Below are 20,383 nucleotides of genomic sequence, written 5' to 3'. Positions count from 1 at the left end.
GCCCCAACGAATACGAACGCCGACACCACACCGCTAAACTCACGCTCGCCGCGTGATCAATAACCGCGTGCCCACCTTCACGGGGGAAGGCCCGTGCCCGGACGTCACGAAGGCCAGGCAGTAGGTTGGCCAGCATCTCTCCTCCTTGATCCAACGTGCTGGCCGTATAGGACAGCAGGGCCTTGGCGGAGTCCTGAGCGGCCGAGCCCAAGACGCATGCGGACAGCGGTGGTTGCGTCGAATGGGCGTGGGCTGGCCGTCCGTACCCAGGGTCTTGTAAGGCTGGACCTCACATGTGGCCAGCGTGAAGGCTGAAGACGGGCCGCGTAGCCACATGCCCGGGATCTTCACTTGAACGCGGTCAGACGGAGAGACTTGGCTGCCTGCGCAGAGACGGGACAAGGAGACGGCAAGCGGACGTTGGCCTGCCGGAAATGCCGCCAAGATCATTACGTCGTCATTACGTGATCACTGGCAAACAGCTGCTTCCGGCGGCACCTGTCTGCACATACGCGAAGACCCCGTCCTCAGCTGAAGCGCTGATGGCGGGGTCTTTGGGCACCTATTTCAAGGTGCCCCCGGCAGGATTCGAACCTGCGCACACGGCTCCGGAGGACGTTGGATTCCCAAGGCTTTTCGCAGGTCGGTGGCATTTCTGACGAGATGTCAGGCTCGCCGTCCCGCGCATAGCCCGCGAAGATGAAATAGCTTAAATGTCTGGTTTATCTAGAGTGTGGACGCCCGTTGATCACGGAGATCCTCGGTCTTGATCACTCACGCTGATGGCGGCGGAGTCGGTGAAGCTTGGTGGGTCGCACGCCATTGTCAAGGATGTGTGGCTGATGCCGCGAAGAACCCGGTGAGGTTGAGGCGGCCATAGGGGTCGGTTGAGGTCCGCTTGCCGGGGTCGGTGAGGGCTCGGTGTGTTGCGCTCGCGCGGAGGCGCCGACAGGGTGCATCCCTGAATTGGCGCGCTGTCAGGTCTTCGATCGCGGCCGTTTGGACTTGGGGTCGGTCAGGTTCGACATTCAAGAGGTGAGGCGCCCTGGCTGGCGCAGCCGTGCACGGGCTTGGCGGTGGCGGTGTGCGGGGGTGCGCCCCCAGTGGCTATCGGACAGCTTCCGGGTCATAGCAGAACTGACCGTCAAGTGGCGATGGTGGGACCGCCGTGTATGGCGCGCGGCTATTTGTTCGGGCATCAAGGCGGATGAGGCCGCGTGGCGGGTGTGGCAGGGGCGGGGGCGGCTTCATGAGTCGTACTCGATATATGCTCTACTGGGGGTATGCCAACTCCTAGGCTCACGAAGCCGACCATCGCCGTGCTTGAGGTGCTACTGGCCGCGACGGATGACGCTCCCGCTTGGGGGCTGAGTGTCTGCCGCGATGCCGACCTTGGTTCCGGCACCGTCTATCCGATCCTTGACCGCCTACTGGAGCGTGGTTGGGTGACGAACTATGACGAGACGGACCCTCACCCGGGCCGCCCGGCGCGCCGTTACTACGAACTGACAGGCGCTGGGCGGAGTCAGGCCCAGGCTGCGCTGGATGCCAGGCGAACTCGGCGCGCAGCGCTTGGCTTCGGCTGGTCTGGAGGCGCGGCGTGAAAATGTCGACTGTGCTCCTGCTCGCCCTGGACGCCGGGGTGGTAGCGGGAACGGCACGAGTGATGCGTGAATCAGGCGGGGACTTAACGGATCCGCTAACGCTCCTGTCCGCCGCCGGGCCAGGCTTTCCCTTGATCGCATTTCTTTTCTTGCGCCGGTGGGCTGACCAAGGCGAGTGGAGCCGATCGCAGTCCGAATGTCGTTGGTCGCAGGTTGCCTGGAAGGTTACGTGGTGGGCTGCAAAGGTAGCTGGTGAGCGCCGCGAAATGCTCGAACCGTGGGGCGCCCACCTTGCGGGAGATCCGGAGAACGGCTTGACGTTGACGCCGCGGCAGCAGCAATGGTGCGCTGCCGGCTTCGTTCTTGCTGCGATCCGGTATCGGTTACAAGATGTGATGCAGCCGCTGTGGCGTCCGGTCGATTGGTTTTTGTCATCGGATTCACGGACTAATGGCTTCATTGCCACTGTGGTAGGCGGGCAGGCCATTTACATCGTGGACGGAGGTGGGATCCCAGCTCTAGTGACGGAGATATGGGAGCCGTGCGGCATTCTCGGCGGTGCCCTATATGCCCTATCGCGCTGGCTTCGGAGGGTCCGCAGTATCGAATTGGCGACGGCTCGCAGAGTTTCAGGGGAGAAGTAGAGGGAGCGGGCGGAAAGCTGCCGAATGGGCTCAACTCTGATGAGACGCTCTCCACGGCGTCACAAAGGGATCCGAATGCTTGATCCCACCTTTGACGCGCCAAGCAGGACTGATCCATCTCATTTTGTTGGTCGGCGCAAGCGTGCGATGACCTTGCAGACGGACGCTCCGAAATTGAATGTCGGGATGTGAATATTTGCTCTCGGTCGCTGGCGTCAGACCTTGATGACGGTGATGCGCGAGCCGCACAGGGCGGTTAGATCCTCGGGGTCTGAGGTGAGGATCGTCGCCGGACCGGGCGCGGCGAGGGCCGTCGCGCTGAGCATGGCGTCGATGGCGTACTTGTGGCCGTGCAGTCCGGCGTCGGCGAGGAGGGCGGCGGCGTGACGGGCGATGGGCTCGGTGACCGGTTCGATGACGAGGCGGGACAGGGTCCATTCCAGGGCTGGGCGATTGATCCGTGGGTGGATCACTTCCACGAGGGTGGCTGCGGAAGTGATGACCCGTAGGTCGTCGGCGCGGGCGAGGGCGAGCCAGCCGGTGACAGTGCGGTCGCGCAGGACGGCCTTGGCCAGCCCTTCACTGTCGAGAACCAGGGTGCCGCCGGGGGCGGCGGGGGAAGGGGTCACGCGGCGTTCGCCCCGCCTTGGGTCTGCTGCTCTCGGGCTTGGTGGAGTTGGTCGCGCAGAGCCTGAACCTCTTCGTCGCTGATGGGGCCGTGTTCGGCCTCCGCCACCGTGATGAGCTCGTTGAGGTTGTCCCGCTCGATCTGGCGGGCGACGGCTGCGGCGACGTAAGCGGACAGTCCGGAGGGGCCACTGCGGGCCTTGGCGGCTTCGGCGATATCGCGCGGCATGGTGATCGAGTACTTGCCGGTAGGCTCGCTCATGCTACCTATCCTACTGTGCATCCTCCTCTGTCGGATGGGGCTGGCAGAGACAGTCGCCGCGGGTCTGGTCCGACGCACGCTTGAATCTGGGTTTGGGCGTACGACGAGACTCCAGGGGGCGTTGTTGCTGCCCGGCTTGATATAGACATCCGAGACGTTCACGTGTCAGAGAGGTGGTGGACGTCATGAGGAACTCGAAATCTCAGGCGCACGGCGTCCCCGGCCGTAGACGTGGAGGAAGGGCCGTAGCCGGCCGGCGCACGGCGGGTGCGACGGACGTCAGGGCGCTGGCCGATGACCTGGGCGCCGCGCTCCTCCGTGCCGTTCGGCAGGGCGTTGCGGATGAGTCCCCTGCGGGGATCAGCCGCGGCGTGCCCCAGGGCCGCGCGGCCGGGATCAGCTGGTACGCCTTTGCTCTGGAGTACATGGAGATGAGGTGGCCGCTGATCGCGGCGAAGACCCGGGACGAGACCAACGACGCGCTGTGCGCGATCACCCGGGCGATGCTCCGGGATGTGCGGGGCCGTCCGAGCGATGAGCTGCTGCGGCGGGCGATGCGGGGTTGGGCGTTTGTCGTCCCGCGGCCGGAGCCGCGTCAGATGCCGGCTGACGTCCGGCTGGCCCTGCGCTGGGTGGCGGGAGCCTCGCGTCCGCTGGCTGATCTGATGGATCCGGCCATGATGCGGTCCCTGCTGACAGCGCTGCGGCTAAATCAGGATGGCGCGGTGGCGGCGGCCGAGACGCAGCGGCACAAGCACAAGGTCCTGGTCAACGCCGTGCGATACGCCCTCGAGCAGCGCAAGTTGCCTGCCGACCCGCTCGCTCCCATCAAGTGGAACGTTGCTGAGACCGTCGACCAGGTCGACCCGCGGGTGGTCGCCAACCCCGGCCAGGCACGTTCCCTGCTGTGCGCGGTCTCCTACGTCGGCGGTTACCGGCGGGCTCGTGGGCGGCGGCTGGTCGGGCTGTTCGCCGGGATGTACTACGCCGGGCTGCGCCCCGCCGAAGCGGTCGGGGTGTCTTTGCCCAACTGCGTGCTGCCTGCTGAGGGCTGGGGCCAGGTGACCGTGCACCGCACACTGCCGCAGGCGGGCAAGCGGTGGACCGACACCGGAAGAGCCCACGACGAACGTGGACTCAAGGGCCGTCCAGCCGACGACACCCGACCTGTACCGCTACCGCCCGAACTGGTAGCCCTCTGGCGGGAGAGCATCGACACCTTCGGCGTCGCGGACGACGGGCGGCTGTTCTTCAATGAGCGCGGCGGCATCGTCGGGTCCAGTACCTACGACCGTGCCTGGCACGAGGCCCGTGAACTCGGCCTTCCGCCGGATCTGGTGTGCTCTCTGCTCGCGGCCCGCCCTTACGATCTGCGCCACTCGGCACTGTCCACCTGGCTCAACGCCGGCGTCGACCCGACCGAGGTGGCCGAGCGCGCCGGTAACAGCGTCGAGGTGCTCATGACCACGTACGCCAAGTGTCTGTACGGGCGGCAGGAGATCGCCAACCAGCGCATCGACAGGCTCCTGCGCGAATACGAGTAGCGCTCGCAGGCGCCTGATTCCGGCGAGGCGGTTGACGGTGCACACGACGCACACGCGTCCGGGCGCGCACCCCGACTCGTCCATCGGAATCTGGTGTCGAAGAACTGAGCGGGTGTGTGGTGCGGGTCGGTCGATGCCTTCTCGATGACGCATCACGTGGAGTGCGTGGCGGCGCTGGAACCTGCTGCAAAGGGAGTCTGAGCTGCAGTTTTCCTAGGCTGCTCAGGTGTGGCATGGTGGCATCGATCTGTTTCTCGGAGTGCATGACGTGGAGCCTGTCACGGGACGGACACACGTCTCTTACCGGCGGTTCTGTGAAGGGTTCGCTGGCTCGATCATCGCCCGGGCGGTGAGAAGTCATTTCGACGCTGCTTCTGACGATGCGTCGTGCCGATCGGCCTGCTGCTCATGCTTTGTGGAGTCCTCGTTCTCGACTCATTGCGCGTCCCCGGGACTGAGGATACGACCGCCTTGCCTTCGATCTTCGGTGAGTACACGGAGGCCTTCCTCCGTGTACGGAACCCGAACCCTCTGTCACAGCCGGCGCTGAGGTCTCACCTCAGGCCAACCATGCGACTTTGCCATGGCACACGATCATCCGGGCCTGGCGACTCTAGGCGCCATCGAGTGACGGACCGGGCGGTGTGGGGAGAAGCAAGGCCGTGTAGCCCCTTGGTATCAGCCACGGGGCTGCACGGTGGTGGGCACACGGGGCCCCACTTCTTCCTTATCGGAAGTCGGCGCTCGGGCCGTCTGTGTCCAGTTTCAGGTCCACGCTGTACAGAGCGTGGTCCTCGATCCCCAGGGCGCGCATCAGCTCGTTGGTCGGAATCCTGTACCTGCGTCCGACGCGGCGGATGGAGCAGGGGAACTCGCCCTCGCGGATCAGCCGGTACGCGGTCGTCGAACCGATCCCGAACGCTCGGCACGCCGTCCGCAGGTCCACTGTCACGGGCAGGTCGAACATCTCGGAGAAACTGAGTCGGCCCTCTGTCGGGTCCTTCATGCTCGCCTCCCCGCAGGGCGGACCGGCCGGGTGCCCGCGCGGCGCTCGGACCGTCGGTTCTTCCGGGGGGCGTGGTGCGTCGAACGGTCCCTCGTCCCGTCGTCGGTGTCGGCGAGGGCACCCTTGCGCAGATGCTCCGGGCGCACCCGGAAGCGCAGCGGGGCGTGCAGCCCGTCCGGGCCGTCCGGACGGTCTACCCGCACGTCCAGGCACTGCTGCGCCGTGGCGTCCGCCTCCCCGTCGGACGCGTTGAGCGCGTGATCCTGGGCGATGCGCTCGATATGGCTGGAGGGGAGCTCCCGCAGGCCGTCTCGGGCGAAGCACCACGCCCTGGCGCGTGCTGCGTGGATCAGGGAGGAGCCGGAGAGGCGGCTCGCGGCGTCCGGGGCCGCCAGTTCCTCCAAGAGGGCCAGGACCATCTCGGCCTCCACGTCCGACCGATCGGCACGCAGGCGCGTACAGACGCGGTAGACCGTCCCGGTCAACCGGGGCAAAGCCAGCCAGATCGCCAGGAGCGTGCCGGTGCCGTGTGGAGCGAGGTCACGCAGCGCGGTGCTGAGTACCTCCTTCCAGACCTCGGCGGCGAACTGCGGGTGGGAGCCCGGCCCGTACAAGGCTTCGTGTGTCTCGGCAGCGGTCAGCCGGACCGGCTCAGCCCCCTCGATGGCTGAGGGAACGGTCACGAGGACCGAGTCGCGGACTCGGGGGTCGTCGAAGTGCCGCCTCACCGAGGCGAACATACTGGTGGATGGTGGATGCATCAGTAAATGTCCTTTCTCTGGGCTGAAGACGCCGAAGGTGCTGAAGGCGCCGGAGATGTCGATGTGCTGGACGGGCTGAAGAGCCGCCGGTGCCGGTCTTGTCGACCGGGAATCGCCGCCTTTGACCACGAGCGTGTGACAGTGCGGAAGGGCCGCGAGCTCGCCGGGCGGAGTAGTTCAGAGGGGTGGGGCCGCAGTGGGTGGGTGCCCGCCCGGGACGGGCACCCACCCATGAGCTGTGGAGCTCAGGCGGTCTCGGAGGGAGAGACGTCCGGCGCTTCGGCCTGCGGGGTCGCCGGTGTGGTGCCCTCGGTCCGGTCGGCCGCCCGCTGACGCCGGGTCGGCGGCCAGTCGGGGGACTTGCGCAGACGGCTCGCCCGACGGTTTCGCTGTCGGTTGTTCATAAGACCTGCGGTTCCTTTCTGATGGGTCGATGGATGACTACGCTGCCGCTTCGCGTTTCTGCGAGCGGCTGGTGCCATCGTGCACGGGGACGGGAGGAGGCCGTGGAGCGGAAACTGAGGGAAAACTGAGGCCCGGGGGCGTGAAGGAGCAAGTGCGTGTGAAGCGGCACATCGCAACGTAGAGATGAAGGGGGCGCCATCGGAGGCCCGGAACACTGCTTCCGGTGCGGAGAGGGGAAGGGCGATGGAGGGGTACGTGCTGGGCCCGGTAAGAGTCGAAGGGGACGGCGATGGAAGGGTCTGCGGCGGTTCGAAGGCAGCCGGCCTGTTCGCGCTTCTGGTGACATCAGCGGGTTGCCGATGCACCAGGAAGGAGATCGCCGAAGTCCTCTGGGAGGGCGAGGAGAACACCCGCAGCCTGGTGGACCGTGCTGTCTCCGACCTGCGGAAGCGACTTGGCCTGGAGGTCGTGCCCCATGGCGGCAAGTCGGGTTACTGCACGCTCCGCGCGCCGGAGGGCGGCGTCGACCTGCTCCGCTTCCGCGACCGGGTGGCGAGGGCCGCAGGGCTGAACCATCCGGAGCGGTTCGAGCTACTTGGCGCGGCCCTGGAGGAGTGGGACGGCGGCGAACCGCTGCGCGGGTTGACCGAGAGCGGCTTTCAACTGCGCCGGGAGGCGTTGCGGGCCGAGTTGATGGCCGCCGTGCACGCTCGGATGGACGCCGCCTACAAATCCAGGGAGGAGAAGTGGCTCCGTGAGGAGACGGAGAAGTGGTTCGAGCGCACACCGGAACTGCCCCAGGTCTTCCGGTTCTACCTGCTCGCCCACGGCGACCTGCCACAGCGTCGGCGTGAACGGCTCATCAACGCGTGGACGAAGCGCAACGGAACCCCGGACGCCGACTTGCGGAGCGCCATCGACCAGGTTCGGGGAGTTGCCCACCGGCCCGGTGGGACGCTCCTGCCGCCTGTCCCTGACCAGTTGCCCGGAAGCAGTCGCAGGCCGGTCGGCCAAGACGAACTGATCCGCAGCCTCGTGGACGCCGTGTGCGAGGAACAGGACGCCGGCAATCTGGCCTTGGTTCTCATCAGCGGTATGGCGGGTGTCGGGAAGAGCACGGTGGCCAACCACCTCGCCCGTCGGCTTCGGGAGCGGTTCCCCGACGGGGTGCTCCACGCCGGACTGAACGGGTTCGCCGACGGAGACGTGCGGCCCGCCGAACCGGACGAAGTCCTGGATGGGTTCCTGGCCGTGCTGCCGCCATACACCACGGTGACCGGACCGGAAAGCAAGAGAAATGCGCTGCGGTCGGCACTGGCCCACCGGTCGGTACTCATCGTCCTGGACGACGCGCGCAACGCCCAGCAGGTGCTGCCGCTGCTCCCCGGAGACGGCACCTGCGCCGTGATCATCACCAGCCGCAACGACCTGTTGCGCCTGCAGTCCGAGCGAAAGGTGCTGTTTCGCAAGATGGAGCCGCTGCAAGAGGCGGATGCCTTGGAGGTGCTCCAAGAGAAGGTGTCGGTCGAGGACCGGGCGAAGCACGCACGGGCTTTCAGCCAACTGGTCCACCTCTGCGGACGGCTGCCGTTGGCGCTCACCGTGGTGGCTCACCTCCTGGAAGGTGGTGCGCGTCCGCTGCGTACCCTCCCCGCCCTGGTGCGGGACATGGAGGAGGAGCGGGAGCGGGCGAGGCTGGACACCCTGCACATGCCGGAGCACGAACTGTCGGTCCGCGCGGCGCTGAACTGTTCCGTACGCGTGCTCGGTGAGGAAGCCCGGCTGCTGCTGTGGCAGCTCGCCGTTCACCCTGGGCCCACAGCCTCCTGGGAGGCGGTGATGGACCTGGGAAGGGCGGCGGGCGAAGGGGCGCGCACCGACCGGGCCTTGATGGAGCTCGTGGCGGCGAACCTGGTGGAGCGCCAGGGCGACCGGTACGGGCTGCACGACCTCGTGCGAGCCTTCGCCCGTCGGCACGCGCGGCCGGCGGCGGACGAAGAGACGACGGACATCGAGCGGGCGACCGTACGGCAGGTGCTGGAACACCAGTTGCACAACGTCCGCGCCTGCGACCGGGTGCTCGACCGAGAGCGCGCCCTGCCCATCGGCGAGCCCGACGGGGTCACGGTCACCGATCCCGCGGAACCGGGGCAGGCGATGGCGTACCTGGACGAGGAGTACGCCACTGTTCAGCGAGGCATCCGATTAGCCATCGACCAGGGCATCGAACGGTACACATGGCTGCTTTCGATGGCCCTGGTCACCTATCAGTGGCGCCGACACCTCCTCGGCGACGCGCGGAGGAACCTCCTGCACGCCGTCGACGCCACCGAATCCGCCGCCGCCCCGGTCGATTGCGCCATGGTCCACCGGATGCTGGCAGGGACACAGTGGCGGTTCGGCGAGTACGACATGGCCGTGGGCCACCTGCACCGTGCCGTCCGGCTCAGCAAGGAGGACCACAGTGAGGCAGGCCGGCTGAGTCTTGCCCGTTCGCTGCACCGGCTCGGGATCACCCTGCGCAAGCAGGGCGACCGGACGGGGGCGGAGGAAGCGCTGTGCCAGGCACTGGAGTTGTGCCGGGAGGTGTCCGATCCGGTCGGGGAGGCCGCCGCCCTGAACGCCCTCGGCGCGCTTCACCACGACCGGGGCGAGCATGCGCAGGCGCTCCGTCGGTGCGCCGACGCCCTGGGCGTGGTCGAGCGCACGGTGGAGCGCAGCGGACTGGCCGACGTGTTGTTCACCCTGGCCAAGGTCCATCTGGCCCGCGCTGAGCGGGACGAGGCCATCTCCCTGTACCGGCGGGCCTGCGACATCTATCGCGAACAGGAGAACTGGCCCAACGAGGACAAGACGCGGATGCTCTTCGCGGACGTCCTGGTGTCCGCCGGTGAAACCGACACAGCGGTACGGGAGTTGGAGAGAGTCATCGTGCTGCGCGAACTGATGGGCGGCGAAGGCGTACACGAGGTCCGGGAGTTGCTGGAAGGGTTGAGGTGACCCGCCCGGCCGGCGACTTCCGGATCATCGTCACAGCCGAGGCGGATGCGTGCGGTAGTACTCGGTCGGGTCGGGGCGCAGCCGCCTCGGCGGACGCTGCGAGCCCAACAGGGGCAGGTGCGGGCGGAGTTGGTCGAACACCTCACGGACATCCGCCGGGCGCTCCTCCGCCTCCCACCGGACCATCCACAGCGCGAGGGAGGCGAACTCCGGGGGGAGTTCGGCGAGTTTGTCAGCCGGCAGTACTGGGCCGCCCGGTTCCGCCCGCTCCTCCAGCCCGCCGTAGGGCAGCCGCATGACGGTCATCTCCAGCAGGATGCAGCCAAGCCCGAAGATATCCGCCCGCCGCGTGAGACCTTCCGGGCACGCGTCGGACTGCTCGGGGGAGGCCCAACCGCGCGTGCCGCGCTCGTGGGATGTCTTCTCGCCCGCCATGATCGCGTGGCCCATGTCGATGAGCCGGAGACGGCCGTCCGGTTGCACGATGACGTTCTCGGGTTTGAGGTCGCAGTGCACCAGATTCCGGTCGTGTACTTCTCGGAGAATTTCGCACAGCTGGCCAATGACAGACGCGACGGTCCCGGGATACCTGACAGGCCGGGCCGCCAACAGGACGTCCTGCAGTTGGCGTCCCTCGACGAACTCCATGATCAGGCATCGGCGTCCTCGGTGTGTCCCAGTGGCGATGATTTCTGGAATGGCCTGAATTCCAGACAGCATCATCATGCGGGAGCCCTCGTCGAGAAGCTTCCTGCCCGCCCAGGAGAAGTCGCTCTCGGGACCGAGGTCACGGGCCTTCTGGAGCTTCAGCGCCACCCTCTCCCCGCTCGTGCGGTCACGGCCGACGAAAAGGTCGCCCTGGCCGCCGTCACCGACCATGTCCAGCACCTCGTAGCGCTTTTCCACATTGCCGATCTCCTCGATCTCCCGCATGGCAACCCCGCTTTTCCTTCGTCCGTACAGAAATGGAGCAGAAAATGTCACAGCCGTGGCTGCCCCCCGACGGGGTGACCCGCACCTCGGAAGTCATCACGGTATCCGCCGGAATGTTCAAAGGAGGCGAATTCCGGTGCCCTGCCGCTGACGCTCTCAAGACCCGCGGCTACCACACCGCCGACCCCGTACCGCGCCGCCGCGAGCGGTTGGAGAACTTCACTCTCGGCCCCTTCATGGCCGCCTGCGACGCCCGCTTCCGGCCCTCCGGCAGCCTGCCCCGGACGCGTACCGCACCCTTGCATGACGGCTTGAGGACATGGTCGGACCATGGTGTGAAGGCGTACGAGGCGGCCTTCCCTGCCGATCCGGAACTCCCCCTGAACGAGGTCCCCGAGCCGTGGACGTACCGCTACCGGCCGCCCGGTCCCGACTCGCGGAACGCCCAGGAGTACCGCTTCACGGTGTGGGGCCGCTGCCTGGCCTCCGCCGACGGCGCCTACCGTGAACTCCGGCTGCCCGTGCACCGCCTGAACCGGGATCTACCGCCCGACGGGTTCATCGCCGCCGTCGCCCTGGTGCTGGCCGAGGGCACTCCCGGGCCGCCGCCGGAGCACGTACGGATCGTGGAGTTCGCGCTCTTCGACGGCCGTACGCGGGAGCTTTTCGGCGGCAGCCGGGCGCAGGCGCTCGCCCGGTACCGAGAGCACGGCCCCGACGCCCTGGCCGGCGTACTGGACGGGCGGGAATATCGTCCCGGTTCGGCCTGCGGCGAATGCGCCTACCTGTCGGTCTGCCCGGCCCTGCGCGCGGCGCCCGGATTGTTGGGCATTGAGTCGTCGAACAGGCCCCGCCGCACATGGTCAGTGACCAACGGGCGTAACTACCGGGTCTGCCCGGCCCGCGACCACATGCGCCGGTTGCACCTGCCCACAGCGGACTCCGTCGAGCGAGAGGTGACGGCCGAGCGTGGTCGGGCCCTGCACGCCTACCTCGCCGACAGGCACGGCCACGGATCACCTCGACCGTGCACGGTCGAGGTTCCCGAGGAGTGGGTACCGGACGGATTCGACCTGCCCGCTCACGAACGTACGCTCGGCGCACTCCTGTTGCGGCGGCACGCTGCGGTCTGCCCGCTGCGGTACGTGGGGGACGGGACGGACGTGCGGACCGAGCCCCGGGTGGTGCGGCACGACACCGTCGCCGATGTGGTGGTGATCGCCGCACCCGACTTGCTCTACCGGGACGCTGGTTCATGGGTATGGCGCGAGACCAAGACCTCCGCTGCCGACCGGCGGTCCAACCGCCCCCTGCTGGAGCTCTACCCCCAACTGGCCCTGGCGGTCGTGCTGATCGGCCGCGGTGACCTGGGCGGCGCTCCGTCCCGTGCCCGGGTCGAGCTTGAGGTGCTCCGCCCCGGCGGTGCCGACCTGGAGATCATCGACCCCTTCGCCTCCGTCAACCGGACCGCGGCTGAGGGAGTCCTGCGGACGATGGTGGCCGACTGGCACGGGGACGACCGCTACACGGCCGTGCCCGGACGCTCCTGCCAGCGGTGCGAAGTGGCCCGCTGGTGCTCGGTGTCGGCCGCCATCGAGGCCGCGGCATGAGGGCGGGGGCGGCGAGCCGGGCCGACCGGCCGGACACCGGGGAGGATTCTGAGGGCGCGGGAAGCGAACTCTTCCGTGAACTTGCCCGCATGGTGGCTGCCCTCGCCGAGGTTCAGGGCCTGCGCTCGTTCGCTCTGCCCTATCCCGGCGTCGCCCAGCGTGCGCTGGACCGCACGGTAATGCACTGCCTCGGCGTCGGGGAGGTACCGCCGAGGAGCCTTCCGGAGTTGTGGGAGTGGTGCCGGACCAAGCCGGCGGGCGATCCGCTCTTCGCGGTTCCCGCCTCCCTGGTCACCCCGGGCGCGACGCTGGTACACCCGGTCGGCCGGATGCCGACGCGGTCGTGCCTCGAAGTCGCCTCGCACGGGCCGGACGGGGGCGTGGCGGCGCAGGCCCGCGCGCTTCTGGGCGACCTGGAAGCGCGGTGCGGAACGGGCGAGCGCTACCGGCAGTGTCGGAGCTTCCTGGCCCGCCACGCGGTGGTCCACCAGCAGGACCGCTTCGGGCCCGGCTGGAGCAAGGCCGTCTGGAGCCGCGTCAAGGACCTCTACGGGCCGCTGCCCGAATCCCTGCTCGTCGACGGCGACTTCCTGCGCTGCCCCTCGTGCGGACTCCCCATGCTGCCCAGGGACCGGGCAGTGCCCGTACCCGGGCCGTCCGCCACCGACACGGACATCTGGTGCGAGGGGGAGGAATGCCCGCGCGACGACCCTCCGGAACTGATCCGTGATCCGGAACAGACGTGGATCCTGCGGCGTTCACTGCGGACGTTCCTCGCACTGCCGCATCGGACCGAAGAGGCCGCCCTGGATGCGCTGGATCGCGCCGGGATCGACCATGAGCCCCTGTCGGGGCCTCTGTCCGCCTACCGGTTAAGGGACACCGGTGCCGGAATCGTCGACATCCAGGTGTACGACCGCCTCCAGCCGGCCCTCCTCGCCGCACATCTCACCGACAGCGCGCCCCTCGCGGACCGCACCCTCGTCGTGGTCCCGGACGCGCTCGCCGGACGGGACGGCTACCGGGGGGCCTTCGCCGACGCCCTTCCCGTGCTTCTGCGGGATCGGCTGGTGCTCACCACACCCGTGAACCTCGTGCCCGACCTGGGTCGGGCACGGAGAGAGGAGAAGGACGATGCGTAGCATCACCCCGCCGCTGACTGACGTGCTCGGCGCTCTCAAGGCGTTCCTTGGGCCGGCCGTCCGCAAACCCGCCCTGGAAGATCTCTGCCAGGTGGAACTCGGCCTGTACCTTCAGCAGAAGCTGATGCCGGGCAGCCCCGCGGGCAGTGCTTGGGCGCTGTTCAGCGGATACGGGTTCGCCGAGGCGCACGGAGCACAGCTGCCGCCGGACACCGCGCGGACGCTGCGTGTCGCCCGGTACTCGCTGTGGACCCTGCGCAGGGGCCGAACCTGGCGCGAGGCGCTGGAAACCTACCAGCTGTTCGACCCGAGGGTGCGCGGCTACGACGTGCCGGACACCGAGTCGCCCGCCACCCGCCGCGAACTCTCCGTCGCCGGAGACCGCTTCCCCGTCTACGAGCAACTGCTGCGTGTCGCACCGCCGCTGGCGGGCAAACGCATGCCGGTCGCGGGCCAGGGCCCGCACGCTTTCCCCGTCAGCCGCACCCTGGCCGTCGTCGATCTGCCGTCCGTCCCTCACACCCCCCTCGTAGCCCACGACATGGACCTGGAACCGGCCGGCGCCGGAGAGCCCCTGGTCTTCACCAGGAAGGGCCTGGAGCGCACCGCAGCGGACATGGACGCCACGCACGCCCGCGCCGGCGAGGGAAGGCCGCCGCGCTGGCTGGAGCGGCTGCGGGCCTTCGACCTGTCCGCCAAGGAGAACGGCACGTTCCACAAGGCCGGCAAGGACGAGGACTTCTCGTTCACGGTCGACGGGATCCAACACCTGCTCGGCATCGTCGGCGCGGGCAAGAGCACGCTGCGCGACATCATCGCCGTCCATCTCGCCAAGCTCGACAAGCGCACCACCATCGTGGTCACCGACGTCGCGGAGGTGCTGAAGCTCGTCCGGCTCTACGGCCTGTACACCGACGGCGCCGCCGCACCCGTGCTCGGGTCCTCCGGTCGGGAGCGGCACGCCCAGCGGCTGCACCGCCGGCTGGCGGGCCGGGGCGAACACCGGCTGCTCGCCCATGACGACCCCGCCTTCGCCTACCTTGGGACCTCCTGCGTGCTCAACGTGAGGCGGCAGGGCGCCACTTCGTCCACCGAGCCGCTCGCCTTCGGCGAGGCACCCTGCTCCCGGCTCCGGCCACCGTCGGACCCGAGGCGCGACAAGGGTGGCGGTCGGGCCTCCGAATGGCAGAGGAGCGCGACGAGCTGCCCGTACTGGTCCGCCTGCCCCCGGTACCACGGAGCCCGCACCCTGGTCGGCGCCCTGATCTGGGTGGCCACGCCGGCCGGACTGATTGACGCCTCACCGCCCCGCCCCCAGAACGGCGAGCGCATCCGCTACCTCGAACTCGCCTGCCGCCGCAGCGACCTCGTGATCATCGACGAGGCCGACCGTGTGCAGATGCAGTTCGACCAGACCTTCGCACCCGCCGTCGTCCTCGCCAGCGACGAGGACAAGGGCCTCATCGACCAGCTGAGCCGGCACAAGATCCGGGAACTCGCGGCCAGCGGGCGCACCCAGCTCTCCGAACGGGACGTGGAGACCTTCGCCGCCGCCCTCAACACCGCCGGATCGGCCACCGACCGGCTGTACGCGATGCTCGTCGCCAGGTATGACCTGCGCAGGTGGGTGCGGACGGGCTACTTCAGCGCCTGGACGCTGCAGCTCGGACTGCTCGACGAGCGCTACGAACTCCCCGACGGCAGCGGGCCGGAACACCGGAACCACGCCCCGAGACAGGCTCTCGGCAAGCTTCTGGACGCCTTTCGGGACAACCCCTTCGGCGACCGCCGCCGCAGGACGGAGGAGGACTTCAGCGAGCTGACCGCCCTCCTCAACGAACTCCTCCACACCGGGAACCCGGAGAACACCCGGCGCCACCTGGCCGAGGTCATGGACGAGGTCTTCCACATCGACCCGCAGTACATGGCCGCCCGGCAGCAGACGTACAAGGAGAAGTACGACGAGTGGCAGCGCGCGGAGGAGGAACGGCAGCAGGGGCGAGGCCGCCGCCGGAAGCCCAAGCCAGCGCCCCAGACACCTGAGCAGTGGCACAGGGAGCTCGCCGAACGCTTCGAGTTCACGCTGCTGCTCAGCGCCCTGGAACCCCGGCTCGCCATGATCAACGCCATGTGGCCCCGCGTCGAGGCCGCCCTCAGCCTGGGCTACAACACGATGTACCGTCGGCCGCTCGACTACGGCCCGATGGTGCCTGAGGCCCCGATGGGCAACGTACTCGGCTTCCAGTTCCGGGTCCCGGGCGAGGACAAGGGCGGAGTCCGCAGCGGCGAGCTGACCTTCTTCCGCTGCAGCGGCGTCGGACGTGAACTGCTGCGCGCCATGCCCCACCTCGCCTCCGTCGACGGCAGGCCCGGCGCCCATCTGCTGCTCATGTCCGGCAGCAGTTGGGCGGGCGCGTCCAGCCGCTACCACGTCTGCGTCCCGGTCGGCGTGATCATCGAGCCGCCGGCCGAGGTGACCGAACGCATCGCGAACGAGAGCCTGATGCGCTTCGAGTTCATCGACGACGGCGACGAGAAGCTGCGCCTGTCGGGAACCCACCCGGACGACCGCCCCGAGAAGCTGCGCCGCATCGCCACCCACCTCGGCGCCGGGGAGTACGACGCCCCCGAAGGAGGCCCGCTGGAGCGCGAGCTGCTCTCCCTTCGCCCGGGGAAGCGCGACCAGATCCTCCTGCTGGTCGGCAGCTACGCCGAGGCGCGCATCGTGGCCGACACCCTCCACAACCTCAACTCCCGTTGGCGCGACAGCGTGCTGTGCCTGGTCTCGGACGACGAAGAGATCGCCCCGGAGGACGAGGCGCCGTCCGCCTACCGTGCCCGGTCACTGCGCCGGGGCGACGTCGAACACCTGAAGGACCTCGACGCGAACATCCTCGTGGCGCCCCTGCTGGCCGTGGAGCGAGGCCACAACATTCTCAACGACGACGACGAGGCGGCCATCGGCACGGTCTACTTCCTGGCACGGCCCAATCCGCACCCCGAGGACCTGTCCCTGGCTGTCCACGCCGTCAACGACTGGATCGTCCGCGCCGTCACCGGCGGTGACTTCGACACCTGGGTACGGGGACAGCCCACCGTCGAGGAAGGTGCCGACGAGGTCCGCCGCCTCGCCCGTTCACGCTGGTACCAGGTACTCGCCCGCTCGATGGCGTGGAGCCGCCTCGACGACGAGGTGAGGGAGCAGGTCACCTGGGACATGCTGGTCCTGATGTGGCAGGTGATCGGGCGGCTGGTGCGCGGCGGTGTACCGGCCCGGGTGGTCTTCGTCGACGCCGCCTTCGCCCCGAACCGCGGGGCCGTACCACCGCAGGCCGACACCCCCAAGTCCAGCCTGCTGCACAGCGTGCTCGACGTGCTGGACCCGTACTTCGAGGGCGACACGAAGAGCGCGGAGGAGCAGTTCATCGCCCACGCCCTGTACGAACCCCTCCGGCGCATGCTCACCCGTCTGCTCGCCCATGATCCCGCCCCGGCCCAACCATAAGCGCCGAACTCCGGCTTCCAGGAGGAAATTTCGTGTATCACGCCATTCGCAACGCGGCCTACGAACCCGACCCGCTCCATGGACCGTGGCTGGAGGAGATGAGTGTGCTGCGGCTCGGCGAGGAGTTGCACACCGAGCTCACCAGGATGCACGCCGAGGCTGGCACGGGCTCCGTCCGCCCCGATCGGCTCCCCGTACGCAGGCTCAACTCCCTGCTCCAGGCGATGGCCCCCGGCGTCATCGCGACCGGCCGCAACGCCGGAACGGACGGCCGCCTGCCATGGCTCTACGCACGGGAAGCCGTCCCGCCGGAGGTGCTGGCCCCGGTGATCGGCACCTGGGCGGCGGGCATGTACCGGGAGGAGGACGACACCGAAGGCGCCGACCTGGAGGAGAGGCTCCGCTCCGACGACCCGGCCGAGGCCATCCAGCTGCCACATTGGGAGGCCGAATCGGTCGACCTCACCGAGACCGTGACCTCGGCGGGCGGAACAGCCGAACCCGCCGCACGGCTCTACAGCCTGCTGCCCGAGTGGGTCGCCTTCCGGCTTGCCGCCCGGACGTTCCGTACCGGGGGCACCACACTCCACTTTCGCGTCGAGAGCTCGGGCAACGGCGCGCGACTCGTCTCCTGGCCGCCACAGCGATACGAGCGCCGCGGACAGACCTGGTACTACTCGGCTTGTCTCAACATCACCGTCCACACCGTGCCGTTCGCCCCACGGTTCCGCGTCCATGTGTCCTCGCAGGTACGCCGGTGGGCCACCCAGCTGGACGTACGCCCCCACCAGCTCGGCGGCGCGACCGTTCTGCTCGACGCTCCGCTGCCATGGCCGGGAGGGCCGGACCGGAGCCACCGGTTGATGGTGAACACCCTCGGCTACGACCGGCGGCTGAAGGAACTGGCCTGGCGCCACCACAGCCCCGCACCGCTCTTGCCCGAGCTGGACATCGTACGCAACTACCCGCAGCCCGAGGCGCTCTTCTCACACCCGGAACGCTGGATCAACGGGTCAGGTGACGTGGCCGCCGGCATCGTCTACCACCCGTCGATCGGCCCGCACGAGGTCGGACCCGGGTTGATGCCACAGGAGCGGGCGGATCTGGACGCCTGGGTCGAGGACGGGCTGCGCCCCATGCTGACCCGGGTCCCCGACCTCACGCGGGTCACCCGGAGCAATACCCCCTCATTGCTGCCTCGTTCGGGAGCCGGACGTGGTCCGGGCGTCCGGGACACGCAGCTGGCCCTGCAGCGGCGGGCGGCGCTGGCACGCGCACTCAACGGCCGTCCTCTGGAGATCGACGTCTTCTGGCAGTCCTCGGAAACCCGTGCCGCACTGCTCGCGGAACTGCCGAAGCTCATCGGCTTCCCTCCCGGGGAGAGCGTGGGGCCGGCCGATGACGACACCTGGCGGTGGCGGGGCGAGGGGGTCGAGATCCGCGTACGAGCCCGTCCCGCGGGGCCCCTGGCCGACGCCCTGCCGGTCTCCCGGGAGCGCGGGCGCCCCAGGGCCGTCCGGCTGGCCGAAGCCGTCGAAGGGCGCTGCCGACTTGTGGCGGACCGAGTGGTCCCGCGTCCCGACGCGGCCGGGGTCGTGATCATGGAGATCGCCGGCAAGGAGCGCTTCGCCGCCGTACCCGACTCCGATCCCAAGCATGCGCTGCGCATCGCCTGGGCGCGGCAGGACCGGCTGAGCCAGTTCGTCAACCTGCCCGACGACACCGACAGCGGCCTGGAGCACCGGGCCAAGTGGACCTGGCTGGATGCTTTCCGGCAGCTCGGTGCGATCAGCCCGCCCGCTCACCGAGTGGGGGTCGGAGTTCCCGACGACCTCCAGTACGTGGCGCTCTGGCTCGTACGCCACACCAGGAAGGGGCCCACGCGGTGCCCCGTCCATCGGCTGGTCGCGGTGCGGGTCCGCCCCGGGGACGGAGGACCGGGCGTCATCGAAGGGTGGGACGCCGAGCGCGCCGAATGGGTGCCGTACCCGAAGCTGTTGCTGCTGCTCTCCCAGGCAGTGGAACCAGTGGCGGAGACCGGGAAGAAGAAGGAGGCTGATACGGGTGGCCCTGGCGATGGCGTGGCCGCCCGGGGAGGGCTCCGGCCCGGTGCCCGCCCGGGCGTGGAGCAGCACAGGCAGCGGGAGACCGAGCGGCAGATCCGCGCACTGCTCTTCCAACTCCGCGACCGCCCGACGCTCCTGCTGGCGGACGCCGGCAATCTGCGCCAGTGCTGGCCCGGCCTGCGCAACGGTGAACTGGCCCGCGACATGCTCGGCTTCGGCACTGAACCCGCCCAGCGCCACACGCTCTACGGCGACGACCTGCGGGTGGTGCTCGTACGGGACGCCAATGCGCGGGAGGAAGTAGCGGAGTGGTACGCCCATGACGCCAAGGGCCGCGTCGGCTTCGCCGAGGGCGTGTGGGGGACGGCGGAGACGGAGAGCCGTGTTTTCGCAAGCACGGCCTCGAAGCCGCACACGGTGGCGAAACTGCCGAAGGGACTCATGAAGCTGGCGCCCACGTCACAGGGCCGGACAGCACCCGGAAAGTCGGCCTGGAACCCTGGGCAGCTGGAGATCACTGTGCTCGGCTGCCTGTCGGAGAAGGCACTGGCGGACTCTGGGCGTGAAGGGGACCTGCCTGACCGGCCGACGGAGTGGGCGACGCTCACGCACCAGCTGCGCTACCAAGACGACTATCCGCCGCTCGCCCGGCCCCTCCCACTGCACTTGGCGCGTCTCACCGGTGAGTACGTGCTTCCGGTGGCCGTAACGAAGGAGGAGGGGAGCACGTCATCCGCTCCATGAGCGAGGCGCCGCGCGCATGGGGCGTCCCAACGATCGACGCTGATAGGAATCATTGTTCCCTCGCGTAAGTCGGACACGGGGGCATATCGCTGTTGGGCGGGCGCGAACGCCTTCGCGCGACTGTGCCGAATCGGGTCCGGGAAAGTGCAACGGCCTGTTTCTCCGTGTCCCTTTTGGCTGTCCAGCTCGGTAAACGTGCAGGTCAAAGCGGCCTCCTGAGGGTGACGGATCCGCCATGCGGCTTTCTGGCCCACGTATGTCCCGCAGGAGTTAACTTCGCGGGATCGGACAATCGGGATTTCGTCCGCTCGGCCATGGAAAACCCCTGATCAGGGCTATGGTGGGGCGAGTGGTCACGGCCAAGTAGGCCGTGTGTGTTTTGGCATGCACAAGAAAGGCGCTGAACCGCGTTTCCGCTGTTCAGCGCCTTGATCCGGAGTGCCCCCGGCAGGATTCGAACCTGCGCACACGGCTCCGGAGGCCGTTGCTCTATCCCCTGAGCTACGGGGGCGTGTCCGTCGCGGTGTTCG

General features: G+C 68.6%; 13 protein-coding genes and 1 tRNA gene. 7 read left to right on the top strand and 7 right to left on the bottom strand.

The genetic code is table 11. From position 1 onward, the window contains the following. The first annotated feature begins 1,283 nt into the window (after window positions 1–1,283). On the top strand, window positions 1,284–1,604 hold the full coding sequence (locus AB0I69_RS20935) for a helix-turn-helix transcriptional regulator (RefSeq protein WP_363097112.1): 321 nt from the start codon (window positions 1,284–1,286) through the stop codon (window positions 1,602–1,604). Between the two features lie 859 nt (window positions 1,605–2,463). On the opposite strand, the gene AB0I69_RS20930 is transcribed toward AB0I69_RS20935, so the two are convergent. Both AB0I69_RS20930 and AB0I69_RS20925 read right to left on the bottom strand, forming a co-directional pair. Then, window positions 2,464–2,877 carry a PIN domain-containing protein gene (locus AB0I69_RS20930; RefSeq protein ID WP_363097111.1) on the bottom strand — a complete coding sequence of 138 codons (414 nt, stop codon included), beginning with the start codon at window positions 2,875–2,877 and terminating at the stop codon, window positions 2,464–2,466. Beyond that, a complete protein-coding gene (locus AB0I69_RS20925) occupies window positions 2,874–3,137 on the bottom strand; it encodes a CopG family transcriptional regulator (RefSeq protein ID WP_269252378.1) in 264 nt (87 codons plus the stop codon). The genes AB0I69_RS20930 and AB0I69_RS20925 overlap by 4 nt, the downstream gene beginning before the upstream one ends. A 371-nt stretch (window positions 3,138–3,508) precedes the next feature. Between AB0I69_RS20925 and AB0I69_RS20920 the strand changes: the two genes are divergently transcribed. After that, a complete protein-coding gene (locus tag AB0I69_RS20920) occupies window positions 3,509–4,681 on the top strand; it encodes a site-specific integrase (RefSeq protein WP_363097110.1) in 1,173 nt (390 codons plus the stop codon). A 727-nt stretch (window positions 4,682–5,408) separates the two neighbouring features. Here AB0I69_RS20920 and AB0I69_RS20915 read toward each other — a convergent pair. The 3 genes from AB0I69_RS20915 to AB0I69_RS20905 form a co-directional block, all read right to left on the bottom strand. Beyond that, on the bottom strand, window positions 5,409–5,687 hold the full coding sequence (locus AB0I69_RS20915; protein WP_329186018.1) for a helix-turn-helix domain-containing protein: 279 nt from the start codon (window positions 5,685–5,687) through the stop codon (window positions 5,409–5,411). Continuing rightward, the gene (locus AB0I69_RS20910) at window positions 5,684–6,427 is read right to left on the bottom strand and encodes a hypothetical protein (protein WP_363097109.1); all 744 of its coding nucleotides are present in this window, start codon (window positions 6,425–6,427) and stop codon (window positions 5,684–5,686) included. Before AB0I69_RS20910 ends, AB0I69_RS20915 begins: the two co-directional genes overlap by 4 nt. Before the next feature lie 266 nt (window positions 6,428–6,693). Further along, on the bottom strand, window positions 6,694–6,852 hold the full coding sequence (locus tag AB0I69_RS20905; RefSeq protein ID WP_329186016.1) for a hypothetical protein: 159 nt from the start codon (window positions 6,850–6,852) through the stop codon (window positions 6,694–6,696). Between the two features lie 244 nt (window positions 6,853–7,096). Between AB0I69_RS20905 and AB0I69_RS20900 the strand changes: the two genes are divergently transcribed. Continuing rightward, window positions 7,097–9,853 carry a tetratricopeptide repeat protein gene (locus tag AB0I69_RS20900; RefSeq protein ID WP_363097108.1) on the top strand — a complete coding sequence of 919 codons (2,757 nt, stop codon included), beginning with the start codon at window positions 7,097–7,099 and terminating at the stop codon, window positions 9,851–9,853. A 30-nt stretch (window positions 9,854–9,883) separates the two neighbouring features. Here the strand turns inward: AB0I69_RS20900 and AB0I69_RS20895 are convergent, their stop codons facing one another. Next, the gene (locus AB0I69_RS20895; RefSeq protein WP_363097107.1) at window positions 9,884–10,786 is read right to left on the bottom strand and encodes a serine/threonine-protein kinase; all 903 of its coding nucleotides are present in this window, start codon (window positions 10,784–10,786) and stop codon (window positions 9,884–9,886) included. Window positions 10,787–10,830: 44 nt separating this feature from the next. Here AB0I69_RS20895 and AB0I69_RS20890 point away from each other — a divergent pair, with 44 nt between their 5' ends. The 4 genes from AB0I69_RS20890 to AB0I69_RS20875 are packed head-to-tail and all read left to right on the top strand — an operon-like array spanning window position 10,831 to window position 19,853. Then, the gene (locus AB0I69_RS20890) at window positions 10,831–12,396 is read left to right on the top strand and encodes a PD-(D/E)XK nuclease family protein (protein ID WP_363097106.1); all 1,566 of its coding nucleotides are present in this window, start codon (window positions 10,831–10,833) and stop codon (window positions 12,394–12,396) included. Further along, complete coding sequence (locus AB0I69_RS20885; protein ID WP_363097105.1) at window positions 12,393–13,538, top strand: hypothetical protein; 1,146 nt, start codon at window positions 12,393–12,395, stop codon at window positions 13,536–13,538. The genes AB0I69_RS20890 and AB0I69_RS20885 overlap by 4 nt, the downstream gene beginning before the upstream one ends. Beyond that, window positions 13,531–17,043, top strand: a complete 3,513-nt coding sequence (locus AB0I69_RS20880) for a hypothetical protein (protein ID WP_363097104.1) — start codon at window positions 13,531–13,533, stop codon at window positions 17,041–17,043. Before AB0I69_RS20885 ends, AB0I69_RS20880 begins: the two co-directional genes overlap by 8 nt. 32 nt (window positions 17,044–17,075) lie before the next feature. Then, complete coding sequence (locus tag AB0I69_RS20875; RefSeq protein ID WP_363097103.1) at window positions 17,076–19,853, top strand: DUF3962 domain-containing protein; 2,778 nt, start codon at window positions 17,076–17,078, stop codon at window positions 19,851–19,853. 439 nt (window positions 19,854–20,292) lie between these two features. Here AB0I69_RS20875 and AB0I69_RS20870 read toward each other — a convergent pair. Further along, window positions 20,293–20,364, bottom strand: a tRNA-Arg gene (locus tag AB0I69_RS20870). Window positions 20,365–20,383: the final 19 nt, after the last annotated feature.

The organism is Streptomyces sp. NPDC050508, assembly GCF_040655155.1.
GTDB lineage: Bacteria > Actinomycetota > Actinomycetes > Streptomycetales > Streptomycetaceae > Streptomyces.
This window is presented reverse-complemented; position numbering and strand designations above follow the sequence as displayed.